This window comes from Pseudaeromonas paramecii (assembly GCF_039540575.1).
Classification (GTDB): Bacteria; Pseudomonadota; Gammaproteobacteria; order Enterobacterales; family Aeromonadaceae; genus Pseudaeromonas; species Pseudaeromonas paramecii.
Genome location: NZ_BAABFC010000010.1, coordinates 86,531 through 103,391, shown reverse-complemented (window position 1 = coordinate 103,391; position 16,861 = coordinate 86,531). Strand labels below are relative to the sequence as shown.

Below are 16,861 nucleotides of genomic sequence, written 5' to 3'. Positions count from 1 at the left end.
GTACCTCCTGGCCAGATCCCAGCAAGAGGCATTCCAGAAATAAAACTTTTATTATTCAGGAAGATAAAACAAGCGTGTCGCAAAGCCACCGCGCTTTGCTGGGCTTTTGTGGCAGTTGCGACACAGACAGGGAACGAGCCAGGGCAGCCCTGGGCCACACCGGCAACGCACCGTGGCCAAGGATCAACCGCCCAGGGGATGGGGACACGACAGTCCGGGGCTTGCCCCCGGCCGCGACCCGGCTAGAATGGCCGGACACCTCAAGGAAACTGTGCCATGGATCAAACTTTGTTCGGCAGCCTCGCCGTCAGCTTCTCCGTCACCGGCCCCATCTGCCTGGTGTTATTGCTCGGCGTGCTGCTGCGGCGCTGGCACCTCATCAACGATGGCTTTTTGGAGGGTGCCAGCAAGCTGCTGTTCCAGGTAGCCCTGCCCACCTTGCTGTTTATTAGCATCCTGAAGACGGATTACGAGCAGATGGCCAGCCCCGCCGTGATCCTCTACGGCCTCACCGCCACCCTGGTGTTCTTCCTGCTGCTGGAGTGGCTGGCCGGCCTGACCATAGTCGAGCGGGCCAAGCGCGGCATCTTCGTGCAGGGGGCCTACCGGGCCAACATGGGGATCCTGGGGCTGGCCTATGTCAGCAACGCCTACGGTGCCCAGGGGCTGGCCTCGGCGGCCCTCTACGTGGGGGTGGTAACCATCCTCTACAACATACTGGCGGTGATCACCCTGACCCGCAGCCTGCAGCCCAATGGCCAGCCGGGCTTTCGCCCCATTCTCAAGGGCATCGCCACCAATCCGCTCATCATCGCCATCGTGCTGGCCCTGCCCTTCTCCCTGGCCGGCATCAAGCTGCCGGGTTTGTTGTTGCAGACTGGCAGCTACTTTGCCGATATGACCCTGCCCCTGGCCCTGCTGTGTACCGGCGCCTCCTTGAACCTCAAGGCCCTGCGTTCGGCGGCGCGCCTGGCGCTGCACGCCGCCCAGATCCGGCTGGTATGGATCCCCGCTCTCATCACCCTGGGCGGCTGGGCCCTGGGCTTTCGCCCGCAGGAAGTGGGCATGCTGTTTCTGATCAGCGCCCCGCCCACCGCCGCCGCCAGCTACATGATGGTGCGGGCCATGGGCGGCGACAGCGCCCTGGCGGCCAACATCATAGCCCTGACCACGGTAGGGTCTCTCATCACCACCAGTATCGGGGTCACCCTGTTAAATTTGGCCGGGCTCATAGGTTGACGCCCTGCCGATAGACGGGCCCCTGGCCCCTGACGCACAATGCAGGGGTTCCGCCATTGCACGAGGCAAGAGATACCATGATTGTTCGCCGCCTGAGCCTGATCCATCAGCTGCTGTTGGCCAGCGGTCTGCTGCTGCTGGCCAGCCTGCTGCTGGCCCTGGCCCTGTGGCACTGGGCCCCCGCCTGGCTAGCCTTGGCGCCCTTGCCCCTGCTGCTCCTGCTGCCCTGGCAATGGCGCCAGACCCGGCAACTGCAGCTGGGCCTGCGGCAGATAGAACGGGCCCTCAAGCAACAGCAGCGGCGCCAGGATCATCAGGCCCCCGAGCCTCTGGCTCTGATGGCTCCCAATTGTGCCGAGCTGGTCCGCCTGCAAGCGGCCCTGCGCCATTGGAGCGAGGAGGAGAACAAGAGTCGCCAGGCCCTGCTGGAGCAGCTGCACCACGCCACCGAGAACGATCCCCTCACCGGCCTGCTCAACCGCAATGGCTTCGAGCGGCGAGCCGAGTATGAGTGGTTGCGGCAGCAGCGCCATGCCAGCGGGCTGAGCCTGCTGCTCATCAAGTTACGGAATCTGTCGGATATCAATAGCCAGTTTGGCCACGTGGCCGGGGATCGGCTGATCCAGCAACTGGGCTACTGCCTGCGCAGCACCCTGCGCAAGATCGATCACATCTGCCGGCTCGGCGGTGGTGAATTCTGCCTGCTGCTGCCGGATACCGGCCTGGAGCAGGCCGAGCGCACGGCCCAACGGCTGCTGCAACATCTGGCCCAGCAGGCCCCCGCCGCCGGTGACCGCCCGCTGGACATCAGCGTGGGGGTGGTGGAGCTGGAAGCAGGCGAGACCATCTCCGCCCTGCAGGGACGCGCCGATGTGGCGCTGCAACCCGCCGACCAACGTCTGGGGCGTAGCAACCAAACCGTGCAACTGGGCTGACACCCCCGCGCTTAGCTCAGCCAGACCGATTTGAAGTCAAACCAGCCCTGGCTGTTGAGGCGCAGGCCGTGGGTGCCCACCGGACGATTGAGCCGCAGCCAGGAGTGAAACAGAGGTTGCAACCAGCCCCCGTCGATCAGCTCCGCCAGACAGGCCTCCGCCGGGCTCTCCCCCCGCCGCCACTGATACAGCCACTGGGGCAAGCCAGGGGCACCGGCCGCCAGCACCCGCCGCAGCAGGGGCACGGACAGCAGCCAGGTCATCAGGCTGGACTCCGGCGGGGCCCCCAGATTCACCGAGCCCAACCACAGATCCGCCTTGACCCGCCCCTGATACCAGTCCGCATGACTCACCACCCGGGTTTCCAGGCTGATGCCCTGCTCGGCCAGCAGGCTCTGCATGGCCTGGGCGATGAGCCGGTATTCCGGTTGCTCGGCATAATGGCACAGGGTCAAGTGGCTGCCCGGTGGCAACGCGTCCCGCACAGGTGCCTCCGCCACCTGATACCAGTGGCTGAGCAGGCTGGTGGCCGGGCTCCAGTAGCGCGCCGTCTCCGCCGGCACCCGGGCCAGGATCTGGCTGGCACTGCAGCAACCCAATAGTCCATGGCGCTGGGCGAGCGAGTGGGCCAAGGGGGAGTCGGGATCCCACAGCAGGAAGTAGCCCCCCTGCTCCAGCTCGCGAATGCCCTGGGCAGCGGCGGCGCCCGGCGAGGAACTCATGCCCAGCTCCACCGTCAAACTGCAGCTGGGCAAGGCGGCAGCCAGCTGCTGGCTATCGAGCTCCGGCAACTGCCAGATCTCCACCTCATCCAGCAGGGCCCGCAGACCAAAGTAGTCGTCGAAGGCACTCAGCCGCAGGCAACGCTCATCCTGTCGACTCACCCGGTAAGGCCCGGTACCCACCGGCAGTTGACCGGGTCTGGGCTCCACCCCCTCCTTGGGCAGTATCAGGGCGCTGTGATGGGCCAGCAGCCAGGGCAGCCGATGGTCCACCTCCGCCAGCTCCAGGGTCAATCGATGGGGACTGGCCCAGCTGACCGCCTGCAGATGGGAGAACAGCGGCAGCTGGCGCAGGGCCGACAGGCTGGCCAGCAGATCTGCCCCCGCCAGCAGACGGCCGTTGTGCCAGCGTACCGCCGGCCGCAGATGAAAGACCCAATGCCGCCCATCCTCGCTGTGCCAGTGGTGCGCCAGGTCCGGCTCCAGTTCCCCATTTTCCTCATTTATGCGGGTCAGGCCGTTGAAGATCTGCCGCAGCAGATGGCTTTCGCTGCGCCGGCAGGGGCGCTGAGGATGCAGCAAACCCAGCCGACGGTAATAGGGAATGCGCAGCAGCTGGCGATCCTGGATCCGGTGCTGACCCAATTGGGAGCGCAGCAAGGCCACCAGCTGCTGACCGTCGGCGCCTAGCGCTGCAACGGCGCTATCCAGCTCGCCCTCTTCCAGCAGTGCCCCGGCACGCACCAGGCGCAGCTGGGCTTCGCTGGCCAGCAGCTGCAGGGTGGAGCGGCGTCCCCGACCCGCTGCGCCCTGCCAGCTGAGCCAACCCAATGCGCGCATCTGCTCCAGCAGGCCCCGCACATGGCGGCGGGTACAGCACAGCAGTTCAGCCAGGGCATCCAGGTGGGTTTGGGTGGGCTGCTGACCGAAGTGGGCCAGCAGCCGTAGGTAGTGATGTTGCAGACGTGACGACATAAGGGGAACTCTTTTTTGGTTAAGTTGACCATTTTTCATCTCCCCTATTTTAGCCAGACTGAGCAGCAGGGTAAGCCCCCAGGCCTACCGATGTGCAAATAAGGAGCAGATCATGAACCCGATCCGTTTGGCCCATTTTTACTGTCATTATCTGTTAGCCCTGCCCCGGCGAGGTCTGCTGGATCCCCAAACCGGCGAGCAGCAGCTGCAGGCCCTGATGCAGTGGCAGCTACCCTTGATGTCAGAGGCCCAGTACCGCCACCACCGCTAAGGAGTCACCATGCAACTGGAACATGCCGCCATCTGGTGCAGCGATTTGGAGGCCATGCGCGCCTTCTACTGTCGCTGGCTGGGCGCCCGCAGCAATGCCAAGTACCGCAACGCCAAGGGCTTTGAGTCCTATTTTTTGAGCTTTGATGGCGGCGCCCGCCTGGAGCTGATGCAATGGGCCGACGTCAGCACGGATCCCCCCAGCGCCGAACGCCAGCGCCTGGGACTGGCCCACCTGGCCTTCACCCTGGGCAGCCGGGCGGCGGTGGACAGCCTGACCGCCGAGCTGGTGGCCGCCGGCAGCGTCTGCGTCGGCCAACCCCGGCAGACCGGCGATGGCTACTATGAGAGCGTGATCCTGGACCCAGAGCACAACCGGCTGGAGCTGTGTGCCTGAGCCGCAGGCCCGGAGCTGACCACAAAAAAAAGGCGCCGTATGGCGCCTTTTTGCTGACTAACCCGCTAGCCGTAGGCCGGGGCAAACTCGCTCATCTGCGGCTTGTTCTGGGCCCAGTAGGGGGACAGGGAGCGCAACCGCTCAATGACGGGCGGCAGCTTCTCGATCACGTACTCTATCTCCTTCTCCCGGGTGTAGCGGGACAGGGAGAAGCGCACGCTGCCGTGGGCGGCGGTGTAGGGAATGCCCATGGCGCGCATCACGTGAGACGGTTCCAAGGAGCCCGAGGTACAGGCGCTGCCGCTGGAGGCGGCGATGCCCAACTGGTTGAGCATCAAGAGGATCGCCTCCCCTTCGATGTACTCGAAGGCGATGTTGAGGGTGTTGGGGGTGCGGTGCTCGGGATCGCCGGTGACCATGGAGCAGGGCACGGCGGCCAGCAGGGCCTCCTGCAGGCGATCCCGCAGCTCGGCGGTGTGCTTGACCATCATGGGCAGGTGCAGCTCCGCCAGCTCACAGGCCATGCCCAGGCCGACGATGCCGGCGGCATTCTCGGTGCCCGCCCGACGGCCACGCTCCTGGTGACCACCGCGCAGCAGCGGCCGGAAGCGGGTGCCACGGCGCACATAGAGGGCGCCAATCCCCTTGGGGCCGTGGATCTTGTGGCCGGAGAAGGAGAGCAAGTCGATGTCGCTCTTGGCCAGGTTGATGGCCAGCTTGCCCACCGCCTGCACCCCATCGGTGTGAAACAGTATGCCGCGGGCCCGGGCCATGGACGCCATCTTCAGCACCGGAAACTGGGTGCCGGTTTCGTTGTTGGCCCACATCACGGACACCAGCGCCACGTCATCGGTGAGCAGTGACTCGTAGTGCGCCAAATCCAGCTGGCCCTGACCGTTCACCGCCAGCCGGTGGATGGTAAAGCCCTTGCGCTCCAGGTGTTCGCACACCTCCAGGATGGCCGGGTGCTCCACCGCCGAGGTGATGATGGTCTTGCGCTCCGGCAATGCCTCCACCGCGGAAAGCAGGGCGGTGGAGTTGGCCTCGGTGGCGCAAGAGGTGAAGATGATCTCGCTGTCGTGCTCGGCCCCCAGCAGGGCCGCCACCTGCTGGCGGGCCCGGGCGATGGCCTTGGCCACCGGCGCGCCGAAACCGTGGATGGAAGACGGGTTGCCATAGTGCTCGGTCAGATACGGCATCATGGCATCCAGCACCATGGGGTCGAGCTTGGTGGTGGCGTTGTTGTCCAGATAAATGGTCTTCATGGGCTGCTCCTTGCTCTGTGCTTACGCCAGCTCGGCCTGAGCCGCGCTCACCACCTGCAGATATTCCCCGGTGGCTTCCATCAGCTTCTGCTGGATCCAGGCGAGCGTCATGTCGGTCATCATGCACCCCATGCAGCTGCCGGACAGCGCCACTTCCACCCGCTTGTCGGAGACGCTGATCAGGGTGACATCGCCGCCATCGGCCTGCAGGTGGGGACGCAGCCCCTCCAGCACCTTGGCCACCGCCTGCCAGCGTTCGTCCTTCTTGGCCAGGTCCACCATGGGGGCGATACTGCTGCGTTCCACCCCGTCACAGGAGATGCGCGCCTCGGCACAGGGGGTGGTGGCCAGCACCTTCTCCAGCACCTGCTCTATCTTCTCGTGGCAGGCGCTGCAGCCGCCGCCGGCCTTGGTGTAGTTGATGACCTCGGTCAGGCTGGTGAGGCCGTTTTCCTTCACCGCCTTGATGATCTTCACCTCATCCACGGCAAAGCACTTGCAGATCAGGGCCCCTTCCTCGTGATCGTCGCGCCACACCTCACCGCGGAAGTTGGCGATGGCGGCCTCCAGGGCCTCCTTGCCCATCACGGAGCAGTGCATCTTCTCCGGCGGCAGGCCGTCCAGGAAGTCGGCGATCTGCTGGTTGCTGATCTCACCGGCCTCCGCCAGGGTACGGCCGATGATCATCTCGGTCAGCGCCGAGGAGGAGGCGATGGCGCTGCCGCAGCCAAAGGTCTGGAAGCCGGCATCCTCGATCACCTCGCTGTCCGGGTTGACCTTGAGCATCAGGCGCAAGGCGTCACCGCAGCTGATGGAGCCCACATCGCCGATGGCATTGGCATCGGCCACCACCTTGGCATTGCGCGGGTTGAAGAAATGATCCTTTACCTTCTCTGAATAATTCCACATATGCCCTTCTCCCTTTCCCTGTTCTTAACTGGCCTGACGAACCGGCTCGCAGCGGGCGCTGGAGCACTGGCATCCGCCGGGCATCACCTGAATGGCCAGACCGGGTTCCCCCAGCCGCTCGCCCAGCTCGATCTGGCAGCCCTTGAGCAGGGGCCAGTGATGCCGGTCGGCCAGCACGGTCAGCCCGTCGAGCTGCACCATCACATCTTCCGGTTGCTGGACGGCACTCCAGCCCATGCGCACCTTGACACCCAGACAAGGGTCACCTTCGGCAATGAGCCGCAAGCCCGCACAGGGCTGGGACAGTTGCAGCTGGAGGGTCTTGAGCTGGGCCAGGGCTATGGGGTCGATCTGGATCATGGCGAGTCTCCTTCGTGATGACGATCACGAACCTGCAAAGGGGATGCCACTTAAAAAACACTGTTAAGACATGTGGTTAGGAAAAAAAATCGCAGAATTGGCGGACAAAGCCGGCGGCGATTGTCGGCTTTGTCGCACAGGTGACAGACTCAGCGCATGATGACCGACAGGCAGAGGCTGGTCTGCTGCACGAAGTGGGTGAAGCTGAAGAATTCCTCCCGCTGCAGGGCGCGGCCGCTGTCGGCGCGATCGGCGTAGATCATGCCCAGGCAGTGGTTGTCCAGCACTATGGGGGCGATGAAGAAACCGCCGGGCCCCAGCAGGGGCCGCAGCTGTATGGTCAGCTTGTCCTGCCACTTGGGATCCCGCTCCCCCTCCACCCAGATGGCCTCCCGGGTCTGGTAGACGTGATTGAACACCTGGGGCGGGCCGAACAGCGGCACCACGAAGCGGGCCTTGAGCTGATCCGGATGCTGGCTGGAGACGAAGCGCGGCAGCAGCTTCTGCTTGTCCTGGGTCAGCATCAGCACCACCACCCGATCCAGGCCGATACCCCGGTAGATACCTTCCATGGCGGTATGGATCAGCAGGTTGATGTCCGCCTTCTCGGCCGCCAGGAAGGTCAGCTCCCGCAGCACCTTCAGCTGCAGGCTCTCGTCCGGCTCGGGATAAGGCGCGAAGTATTCGCTCGCCCCCTGCCCTTGGGCGGCCTTGGTGTCCAGATAGGGGGTCAACGAGCTGGCGCCGTAGGAGATGGCCAGGCGCACCGTCTCCTCGGCACACTGCTTGAGCCGACGCTTCAAGGCCGGCAGATCCAGCTGCAGGCGCTTACTCACCTCCTGCAGCTGGCGGGGCAGCTGGGCCCCGGCAGCCTGGGGGTCTTGCAGGCTGGCGCTGAGCTCATCCGCCAGGCCGATGACCTGCATCTCGGGGGTGCGCTGCTGCGGGTCGCTCAAGGAGCGCACCAACACCTCGCCCATGTTCCAGGAGTGGGCCAGGCCGCAGCTGATCTCATCGAAGCTGGTGCCCAACTGTTCCCGGATGATCTGGCCTGCCTGGGCCTCGTCGCCAGCCCGCAGGCACTCGTCCACCCGCTCCGTCACCGGCCCCCCCATGCTCCAGAAGGCAATCTCCCCCAGGTGATGCAGCAGGGTAGCGATGTAGATCTCCTCACGGGTATCCTCGTCGTACTCTTCAAGCATCATGCGCGCCAGCATGCCAGCGTGAAATGAACGGGCCATCAGCCGCACTAGGCGTTCGTACACGGGCTTGCTGATGTCGCGGGATTTCAACATGCTGTCCAGCAGCTTGGCGGTGATGCAGATGTGCTTCAGGGCATTGAAGCCCAGGATCACCGCCGCCCGGCTGACGGTGGTGACGGGCTGACGCCCCCGGTTGTAGCTGACGCTGTTCACCACCCGCAGCAGGCGGGAGGTAAGTCCCTGATCGTGCAGCACCGACTGCCCCAACTGGGCCAGGGAGGCGGTGTCGTTCTTGCTCAGCTTCTCCAGCATGCGCACCGTGGCGCACAGCGCCGGCAGCTCCCGCACGCTGATCTGCTCTACCCAGGCCTCGGTTCCTCGTACTGCCATCCCTCACTCCTCCAGCAGCCCATCCCGGGCTCCGTGAGATCTATATGTAAGTTATGACAGGGATGCAAAAAAAACACCCGAAAATCAGAAGGCTGACGCAATTGGTGCCAATTTGTCCTACTGGTCAGCCTCCGGTGTCGCCAGCAGTTGCCACCACAGTTGGCACAACTCCGGCTGTTGACGGTAGAAATCCTGACGAAATACCAGGTAATAGTCCCGCGCCAGCAAGGGTTGGCCAAAGCGACGGATCCGCTTGGCCGGATCCAGGCGGGCGAGCACCAGCTCTGTGCTGTAGCGGGGGCCGACAAACAGATCCAGGCGGCCACGCAGCAGCATCTCCAGGCTACGCTCCGGGGTGCGGGTCAGGGTGACCGACAGGCCACGCTGGGCCAGCAGTTCTCCCACCGCCGTGTCCTTTACCGCCCCCAGGCGAAATGGCGCCAGCTGTGCCCAGGAATCGGCATTGGCCGGCAGACTAAGATCGTGAGCGCCATACAGGTAGTAGCCCAGCCGCATCAGGTGCTGCGAAGAGAGCAGCTCACCCTGCTTATCCAGGGGATAGGCCCCAATGACGATGCGCTCCGGCGTATAGGAGAAGGGGAAGATACCATCCAGGGTACCCCGCTCCAGACTGACCAGCAGACGGGGGATGGGCTCGCGTACCAGCTGCAGCTCCACCCCCAGCTGGGTCGCACTGCGGCGGACCCGGCTCACCAGGCTGCCGGGAGGCTTGCCAGGCTGGCTGCCCTCCCCCAGCAGATAGGGCTCAAAGGGATGGTCGGCATAGCCCAGCCGAACCACAGGCCGCGCTTGGGCCCAGGCCTCGCCGCTGCCAAGCCAAAGCGCCAGCAGGCACAGCAGACTCAGCCACCCGTTTGTGTACCAAAACGCCCCCATATAGCCGCTCCTGCCAGGTTTTTCATGAGTGTAGACCCAGGATGGCCAGGCAAAAAAAAACCGGCCAACAGGCCGGAAAACGTGGAACAGGGACAAGGTTATTATCCGAGCAAAGAAACCGGCATTGCCGTACCGGTGGCCCCGCCGCAAGAGAGACAGGACCATGACGGTATTACAAGATTAAGACCAGAAACCAAACTCATATTAATCAATAATTTACACCTCGGTGCCTGCTGCCTTTTCCGACAAAACCCGGCATTTGGTGCGCTATGTGACAAGCCGCCGCCACACAAGCCGCCCGCTCCCCCTGGGCCTGGCCGCCTAAGGCGCCCCGAGCCACTATGCTTTACTCAGATGGGCCGAGCCAGGAGGCGGTGTGACAAGCCAGGCAACCGGTTTACGCTACGCCGTTCGCCTCGGTGTGGTGGCCAAATACCTGGGGCAGCTGGGCCTGGTCCTCGGCGTCCTCTGCCTGCTGCCCAGCCTGGTGGCGCTGCTGCTGACCGACTACGGCCACGCCCTGGCCTACCTGCCGATCCAGCTGTTGTTGTTGCTGGGCTGGCGTCTCACCCGCCAGCTGCCGGTGCCTGCCGAGGTGCAGGTCAACGAAGGCCTCATCATAGTGGCCCTCACCTTCTTGCTGACGCCGCTCTTGCTGTGTCTGCCCCTGATGCAGTCCGGACTCTCCTGGTCGGCCGCCCTGTTCGAGGCCATCTCCGCCATCACCACCACTGGACTCACCAGCCTGCCCGCAGACGCGGCGCGGCCAGCGGCCTTCTTGTTCAGCCGCGCCTGGATGCAGTGGTATGGCGGGCTGGGCATAGTGGTGTTGTCGCTGGCCTTGGTCATTGCGCCCGGAATACAGGCCAAGGGCTTGGCCGTGGCCGACATCGAGTCGGACAACCTGCCGGGCAACATCCGCGGTCATGCCCGCCGGATCCTGTTCATCTACCTGCTGCTGACCGGTGGCGCTGTGCTGCTCAACCTGCTGGCCGGGGTGAGCGCGTTTGACGGCCTGCTGTTTGGCCTGAGCGCCGTCTCCACCGGCGGTTTTGCCCCCACAGACGGCAGTCTGATGGGGCTGGCGTGGCCCGCTCAGTGGGCCATCAGCCTGGGCTGTCTGGCCGGTGCCATCCCCTTGGCGCTCTATGGCAACCAGGGTCATCAGGAGGCCAATCGACTACAACTGTTCTGCCTGCTGGCACTGATTGGCAGCCTGGCCCTGCTGTTGACCTACCGCCTGCATCAGGAGATGGGACTGAGCTGGCAACAGGCCGCCCATCATGGTCCCCTGCTGGCCCTCTCGGCCCAAACCACCGCCGGCTTCAGCAGCCTGGCCCCCGACGGCCTGTCCAACGGCAGCAAGGCGCTGCTGATCCTGGCCATGCTGATGGGCGGCGGCATGGCCTCCACCGCCGGTGGCATCAAGCTGCTGCGTCTGCTCATCGCCTGGCAGGCCCTACGGCATCACCTGATCCGCAGCGCCCTCTCCCGCCATGCGGTGCTGGAGCCGACCCTCGCCGGCCAGCGCCTGTCGGAGGAGGAGATACAGGCTGCCTTGCTGCTGATCCTGCTATTCGGCGCACTGGTGCTCTGCTCCTGGCTGCCCTTCCTCCTGCTGGGCTACCCGCCGCTGGATGCCCTGTTCGAGGTGGTCTCCGCCAGCGGCACCGTCGGGCTATCGGTCGGATTGAGCCAGACGGAATTGCCTGGCCTGCTGCGCGGCATACTGGCGCTGGACATGCTGATGGGACGGCTGGAGATCCTGGCCTGGTTGGTGCTGCTCTACCCCGGCAGCTGGTTCGGCCGGCGCAAGGAGGTCACATGAGAATCGTCTTTGTCGGTGCCAATGCCGTCAGCCTGGCCACCGCCCGCATGCTCATTCATCAGGGCCATGAGGTGGTGTTGATCGAACAGGACAAGGAGCGGCTGGCGGAGATTGGCGATGAGCTGGACTGCGGGCTGTTGCATGGGGATGGCACCCGACCGGAGATCCTCAAGGAGGCCGATCCGGCTAACTCGGATCTGCTGCTTTGTCTGACCAACAACGACCAGCGCAATCTCATCGCCAGCCTGGTGGGCCGCTCCCAGGGCTTTGCCCGGGTGATCACCCGCATCGAGTCCGAAGAGTTCGAGGCCATCTGCCACGAACTGGGCCTCAAGGAGACCATACTGCCCTCCCGCACCATAGCCCGCCACCTGGCGGATCTGGTGGCCGGCGCCCCGGATGTCGAGCTGGCCTCGGCCTTGAAGGGCGAGGCGCGGCTGTTCAGCTGCATCCTGACGGAGGAAGCGGTAGACCAGGTGGCGGCACTGGCGTTACCGGAGGAGGCGCGCGTCATCTGCCTGTATCGTCGAAATGAATTCATGCACACTCACGCCGACAGCCGCCTGTATCCGGGGGATGAGCTGGTGATCCTGACCCACAGCCGCCATCTGCCTGCCCTGGAGGCCCGCTGGCCCCCCAAGGGCCTGCCACCGGAGTAACAAAAAATGAGCGCCCCGACGGGGCGGGGCGCTCTGGCAGATAGCATCAGACGCTGGCGGCGGCGTAGCTGTGGCAACCCTTGGGACAGACCCGGGAGCAGGCTTCGCAGCCGATGCAGTCATCGGCATTGGCCACCGTCATCACCATCATGACGTCGTCCATTTCATCGTCTTCGTCCTCGATGAGATCCGCCCGGTCCACCAGGCTGAAGACATCACGAGAACAAACCTTGTAGCAACGGCCACAACCGATGCAGCTTTCGGGATCCACCGCGGTGACGAACTTGGGGGTCCAGCTACTGCCGCCACGGGTCAGCCCGGTGATCAGGGTGCCACTCATTTCTCTCTCCTTGGGTTTTGGTTAACAATCCGTTAGTCCCAGCCACCGTCCTCAAACTCAGCAAACCGGCTGGGATCCTTGCTGGCCCGTGCCTGATGCTGGCCCGTGGTGGGCCATTGGGCCTGCAGCTGGGCGATGAGATCCGGGATCCGGGTGCCCGGCTCCACCCGGATGGCACGAATGCCCCGGGCCAGCAGCTGGCGAAACACCGACTCCCCCACCGCCACGCAGTAGACGGCAAAGCAGCCGTCGAGCACCCGCATGCGGGTCTCCAGCTTGTCCAGATCATGGCCCTGGGCCACGTTGAAGCCCGCCACCTGCAACAGCTCGTAGCGATCCGGCGCCACGCCGTAGACCATGAGCCGCTCGCAGGAGCCAAAGTGCTGATCCACCGTCTTCTTGTCGCCGCTGGCAAAGGCCAGCCGCAGGCTGGGGGCGTCCTCATCGGTGAGGCGCAGATGGCGTGTCAGATGGTTCATCCGATCACCTCCGCCGCCAGGGCACGGCCGCGGATCTGCTCCACCGGCTGCTTGTAGGGGGAGTGATAGGCCGGTCTGTGATGACAGGCGGCCTGACCCAGGTTGCCCAGCTCGAACAGGGTGTCGCGCATGCCGGCATAGCCCTGGCGTACCCGGCGGAAGGCGCCGAACTCGTCAAACACCGGAAAGCCGATGCGCAGCAGCGGCAGCCCCAGGCGCTCGGCAATCACGGCACCGTGGGCATTGGTCAGCAGCAGATCCGCCCCCTGAGCCTGCAGGTTGTCCGCCAGATCCTCCAGATCCCCCACCAGCACCTGCTCCACCGGCAGGCTGGCCAGCATGGGCTGGTTGACCGGGGCCACCACGCAGCTGGGCGCCAGCCCCACCATCTGGGCAAAGCCCAGCCAGGCCCCCAGCAGATCCGCCTCGGCCGCCAGGCCAAAGCGCCGGCCATTGACCCAGGTGTGGGTGTCTATCATGGCGTCCAGCAGCTGACCGCGCTGGCGCTCGATCCACTCCGGTACCAGGCGATCGGCCTGGCGGCGCAGCAGGTCGATGAAACAGTCCACCTGTTGCAGGTTCATCAGATGGGGGAAGTAGTGACAGGGCACACCGGTGCGGCTCTCCAGCAGCTGCCCCACCCGCTGCAAGGAGGGGCCCACCACCAGGGTCAGGGCACTCTGACCCATCTGCTTGAGCAGGGCGAGATCCGTACCGCCCTGGGAGACCGACAGGTAGTCGCTGCGCACCAGGTGGCCATCCAGGGAGCGAGAGAGATCCGGCAGCAGCACGGGTTGCAGGCCGAAGGCCTCCACATAGCTGCGGATGAGCTCCACGTCCCCCGGGCTCAGCATGTGGCTCAGCAGCAGGTTGACCCGCTTCTTGCGCACGTTGCGCACCGGCTGCTGCGGGATGAGCTGCTCCACCAGCGCCTCCAGCAGGGCGCTGTAGCCGTTCTCCAGCGAGCCGTAGAAGTCCGGGGTGTTGACCGTGACTATCTCCACCTTGTCGTGCCGCGGGTAGTCGGCGCGAAACAGCTTGAGGGCCCGCCGCAGATCGCAGCCCTGGGCCTCGGCCACCCCTGAGCTCAGCAGCACGATGAGCTTGGGCTGGTTCTTCTGGCACAGGGTGTCCAGCGCCTGGACTATGTTGTCATCCGAGCCCATGACGGTGGTGATGGGATCCATGGCGGTGGACTGCAGCGGGATCGGCTCGTGAAAGTGCTGAATGAAGAAGATCTTGGCGAAGGCACTGCAGCCCTGCGCCCCATGAATCAGGGGAATGGTGCGATCCAGCCCCAGGGCCGCCAGTATGGCCCCCAGGGCCTGGCCGGACTTGATGGGTTGGGTGGCGACCGGTTTGCCGGTCTTGATGATGGTAGCCATGAGTGTTGCCTCCCTTATTGCCACGGGGCCCGTTGCTTGACCTGAGACCAGATGGGGCTCTCCAGGGTCAGGCAGATCTGGCGGGCCAACTCCACCATGCCGTTGTAGCCGGCGAAGGCGTGTTCCCGCTCCTGATTGATGTCGAGAAACGGCAACTTGGCCTTGTAGGCGGTGAACATGTTGCGCCCGCCGGCGATCATCAGATCCGCCTTGTACTGGTAGGCCACGTCCAGCAGGGTGCGGGGGTTGCCCTCATCCAGCATCAGGGCATCCTCTCCCATCAGGGCGCGGATGCGGGCCTTGTCTTCCTCGGTGGACTTGCGGGTGCCGGTGGCCACCACCGTCATGCCCAGATCCTGCAAGGCGGAGACCACGGACCAGGACTTGACCCCGCCGGTGTACAGCAGCACCCGCTTGCCCGCCAGGCGCGGCCGCAGCTTGGCCAGCTGGGCCTCGGCGGCCGCCTCCTCGCGCTGGATCAGGGCCTCGGTGCGGGCCTGCAGATCCGGGTCATGCAGCATGGAGGCGATGGTGCGCAACGAGGTGGAGACATCGCGAATGCCATAGAAGCTGCCCTCGAACCAGGGGGTGTCGTAGTTCTCCTCCAGCTTGCGCGCCACGTTGATCAGGGCCCGGGAGCAGACCAACATATTCAGCTCGCTGCGATGCAGTGTCTGGATCTCGGCAAAGCGCGCATCGCCGGACAGGGTGCAAAGCACCCGCACACCCAGCTCGTCCAGCAGGGGCTGCACATTCCAGAACTCCCCGGCGATGTTGAACTCACCGATGAGGCCGATGCTGTGACCCCGCTCGGCCGGAATGGCCGCATCGGCCGGCCAGGGTGCCGGCTCGGCGGTGCCCACCACCTTGTTGACCATCACCTCGCCGGCCAGCCGGTTGCCCAGGTTCTTGCTGCCGAAGAAGCCGGCGGCGTCCACGGCGATCACCGGCACCCCCACCTTGGCCTGGGCGGCACGGCACACCGCCTCGATGTCGTCCCCTTCCATGGCCGGCACACAGGTGTTGTAGATAAAGACGGCGGCGGGCTGGTGGCGTTCGACGATATGCTTGATGCCGTGATACAGGCGGCGCTCACCGCGGCCCATGATCACATCCTGTTCGCTGAGATCCGTGGTGAAACCCAGCCGGTAGAGGGTCGGTCCCGAGCTGTGGCTGCCGCGGTTATCCCAGGAGCTGCCGGTACAACCAATGGGGCCATGCACCAGGTGGGCCACGTCGGCCACCGGCAACAGGGTGATCTGGGCGCCATCGAAGGCACAACCGCCGGCGGTGGCACCGGGCTTGGGGGCGCTGCAACCGGATTTCGACTTGCCATTGTGGCCGCAGGCCGGTTCATCCAGCAGGGCGGCAATTTCGTTTCCCTTCATCTCGACTCCTTAAGGCTGTTGTCGAACTCATGGATGGATGTGCAAGGGGCAAGCCAGTTGCAAGACATTGAAAAGAGTGGGTTTTTAGATGTAGTTTTTGCGACAAAGCACACAGGCGACAGTGAGTGTCCGGTTTCACCCGGACCGGTCGGCCCACCTCCGACCGGCCCGAATGAAAATCCCCCGACCCCGCTCGCCTAAGCGGGACCGGCGTGGGGATGCTTACAGGCCGTCATCCTCGGCATAGCGCACGCTCAGGTCCGACTTGCGGCCCAGCACCTTGGCCAGCCAAGGCGGCAGGGTGCCGGACATCAGCACATTGAGCTGACTGAGCTGGCTTTGGATGTCGCGATCCTGCTTGACCTTGATGGGGTGAATGCCATGACGGATCACCCGGGCGGCCGCCGGGCCGCCGATGGCTTCGCAGAACAGCAGATGACAGCCATCCAGCAAGCTGGCACGGGCCTCGTTGGCTTCCATGCTCTCTTGCTGTTGATAGCGGCGAATGTCCACCAGCGTCTGGCTCTGGCCATCCAGCTGATAGATGAAAAACAGGGTACAGTTGCCGAAGTGGCCGTTGACGCTCAGGCCATCGCTGGAGGCAAAGGCGGCGCGCAGGCTGCCGGGGGCCGCCGGTTGCGGCTTGGGATCCAGGTGTGCGGGCAGCGCGCCTTGCAGGATCTGCAACAGGGTCTGCCAGCGTTCCGCCGACAGGCTCGCCAGCTCCGCCGGCAGCTTGCGTTGCAACACCGCCAGGCTCAGCTTGGCCAGCTGGGCACTGGTCAAGGGGCCATCCAGCACGTCGGCCAGCCAGTCAAACAGGCTGGTTTGCGGCAGCTCCGGCACCTCTTGTGCCAGGGCAATCAGTCGCCAGTAAACCTGGCTTTCCAGATGTGGGTGCATGGGCGCTCTCTCCTGTATGGGCCGCCGAGGCAGCACGGTATTGGGGCTGGCCCACCCTCGCGGGCCAACGCCGCCTATTCGTCGGCCTTGCGCAGCCGCAGGGTGGCAGGCAGGCTGGGCTTCTTGTCCAGGGGATCCAGATAGAAGGCCTGGCCGTCTTCAAGCTCGATCCGGCCGCCCCACTGGTCGTCGCCGTCAAACTCGATCACTTGGACCCGTGCCTCGAGATCCCGCTTGGCGATGTAGCCCCACAGGCCACCGTCGTGCTCACGAAACATGATGTTGGGCATAGGCCCTCTCCTTGTACTGTCGTCACGT

The 16,861-nt window shown here is 64.7% G+C and carries 18 protein-coding genes; 6 read left to right on the top strand and 12 right to left on the bottom strand.

Translation table 11 applies throughout. The features are described from left to right. Positions 1-276: 276 nt before the first annotated feature. Together ABD847_RS07715 and ABD847_RS07710 are read left to right on the top strand one after the other, a co-directional pair. On the top strand, positions 277-1,239 hold the full coding sequence (locus ABD847_RS07715; protein WP_345011654.1) for an AEC family transporter: 963 nt from the start codon (positions 277-279) through the stop codon (positions 1,237-1,239). A gap of 77 nt (positions 1,240-1,316) precedes the next feature. Then, a complete protein-coding gene (locus ABD847_RS07710; RefSeq protein ID WP_345011652.1) occupies positions 1,317-2,174 on the top strand; it encodes a GGDEF domain-containing protein in 858 nt (285 codons plus the stop codon). Between the two features lie 11 nt (positions 2,175-2,185). Here the strand turns inward: ABD847_RS07710 and sgrR are convergent, their stop codons facing one another. Continuing rightward, positions 2,186-3,871 (bottom strand): HTH-type transcriptional regulator SgrR, encoded by a 1,686-nt coding sequence (gene sgrR / locus ABD847_RS07705; RefSeq protein ID WP_345011650.1) that lies wholly within the window; start codon positions 3,869-3,871, stop codon positions 2,186-2,188. 112 nt (positions 3,872-3,983) lie between these two features. Between sgrR and ABD847_RS07700 the strand changes: the two genes are divergently transcribed. Continuing rightward, a complete protein-coding gene (locus ABD847_RS07700) occupies positions 3,984-4,142 on the top strand; it encodes a hypothetical protein (protein ID WP_345011648.1) in 159 nt (52 codons plus the stop codon). 9 nt (positions 4,143-4,151) lie between these two features. Beyond that, the gene (locus tag ABD847_RS07695) at positions 4,152-4,538 is read left to right on the top strand and encodes a VOC family protein (RefSeq protein WP_345011645.1); all 387 of its coding nucleotides are present in this window, start codon (positions 4,152-4,154) and stop codon (positions 4,536-4,538) included. Between the two features lie 65 nt (positions 4,539-4,603). Here ABD847_RS07695 and nifS read toward each other — a convergent pair whose 3' ends face one another. The 5 genes from nifS to ABD847_RS07670 form a co-directional block, all read right to left on the bottom strand. After that, complete coding sequence (gene nifS / locus ABD847_RS07690) at positions 4,604-5,803, bottom strand: cysteine desulfurase NifS (protein WP_345011643.1); 1,200 nt, start codon at positions 5,801-5,803, stop codon at positions 4,604-4,606. 21 nt (positions 5,804-5,824) lie between these two features. Beyond that, positions 5,825-6,712 (bottom strand): Fe-S cluster assembly protein NifU, encoded by an 888-nt coding sequence (gene nifU, locus ABD847_RS07685; RefSeq protein ID WP_345011641.1) that lies wholly within the window; start codon positions 6,710-6,712, stop codon positions 5,825-5,827. A gap of 24 nt (positions 6,713-6,736) precedes the next feature. Next, positions 6,737-7,072 carry a HesB/IscA family protein gene (locus ABD847_RS07680; RefSeq protein ID WP_345011639.1) on the bottom strand — a complete coding sequence of 112 codons (336 nt, stop codon included), beginning with the start codon at positions 7,070-7,072 and terminating at the stop codon, positions 6,737-6,739. Between the two features lie 149 nt (positions 7,073-7,221). Continuing rightward, the gene (locus ABD847_RS07675) at positions 7,222-8,664 is read right to left on the bottom strand and encodes an HDOD domain-containing protein (protein WP_345011637.1); all 1,443 of its coding nucleotides are present in this window, start codon (positions 8,662-8,664) and stop codon (positions 7,222-7,224) included. A 117-nt stretch (positions 8,665-8,781) separates the two neighbouring features. Then, on the bottom strand, positions 8,782-9,561 hold the full coding sequence (locus tag ABD847_RS07670) for a substrate-binding periplasmic protein (RefSeq protein WP_345011635.1): 780 nt from the start codon (positions 9,559-9,561) through the stop codon (positions 8,782-8,784). Positions 9,562-9,937: 376 nt separating this feature from the next. On the opposite strand from ABD847_RS07670, the gene ABD847_RS07665 reads away from it, so the two are divergent. After that, positions 9,938-11,389, top strand: a complete 1,452-nt coding sequence (locus tag ABD847_RS07665; protein WP_345011633.1) for a TrkH family potassium uptake protein — start codon at positions 9,938-9,940, stop codon at positions 11,387-11,389. Further along, the gene (locus ABD847_RS07660; protein WP_345011631.1) at positions 11,386-12,048 is read left to right on the top strand and encodes a potassium channel family protein; all 663 of its coding nucleotides are present in this window, start codon (positions 11,386-11,388) and stop codon (positions 12,046-12,048) included. The genes ABD847_RS07665 and ABD847_RS07660 overlap by 4 nt, the downstream gene beginning before the upstream one ends. Before the next feature lie 46 nt (positions 12,049-12,094). Here ABD847_RS07660 and fdxB read toward each other — a convergent pair whose 3' ends face one another. The 6 genes from fdxB to nifT form a co-directional block, all read right to left on the bottom strand. Beyond that, positions 12,095-12,388, bottom strand: coding sequence for a ferredoxin III, nif-specific (gene fdxB / locus ABD847_RS07655; RefSeq protein WP_345011629.1), 294 nt, complete (start codon positions 12,386-12,388; stop codon positions 12,095-12,097). Positions 12,389-12,420: 32 nt separating this feature from the next. Next, positions 12,421-12,867, bottom strand: a complete 447-nt coding sequence (locus ABD847_RS07650) for a NifB/NifX family molybdenum-iron cluster-binding protein (protein ID WP_345011627.1) — start codon at positions 12,865-12,867, stop codon at positions 12,421-12,423. After that, positions 12,864-14,252, bottom strand: a complete 1,389-nt coding sequence (gene nifN, locus ABD847_RS07645) for a nitrogenase iron-molybdenum cofactor biosynthesis protein NifN (protein WP_345011625.1) — start codon at positions 14,250-14,252, stop codon at positions 12,864-12,866. The genes ABD847_RS07650 and nifN overlap by 4 nt, the downstream gene beginning before the upstream one ends. 14 nt (positions 14,253-14,266) lie before the next feature. Beyond that, positions 14,267-15,640 (bottom strand): nitrogenase iron-molybdenum cofactor biosynthesis protein NifE, encoded by a 1,374-nt coding sequence (nifE, locus tag ABD847_RS07640; RefSeq protein ID WP_345011623.1) that lies wholly within the window; start codon positions 15,638-15,640, stop codon positions 14,267-14,269. 222 nt (positions 15,641-15,862) lie between these two features. Continuing rightward, complete coding sequence (locus ABD847_RS07635; RefSeq protein WP_345011620.1) at positions 15,863-16,543, bottom strand: NifB/NifX family molybdenum-iron cluster-binding protein; 681 nt, start codon at positions 16,541-16,543, stop codon at positions 15,863-15,865. Positions 16,544-16,617: 74 nt separating this feature from the next. Continuing rightward, a complete protein-coding gene (gene nifT, locus ABD847_RS07630; protein ID WP_345011618.1) occupies positions 16,618-16,833 on the bottom strand; it encodes a putative nitrogen fixation protein NifT in 216 nt (71 codons plus the stop codon). Between the last annotated feature and the right edge of the window lie 28 nt (positions 16,834-16,861).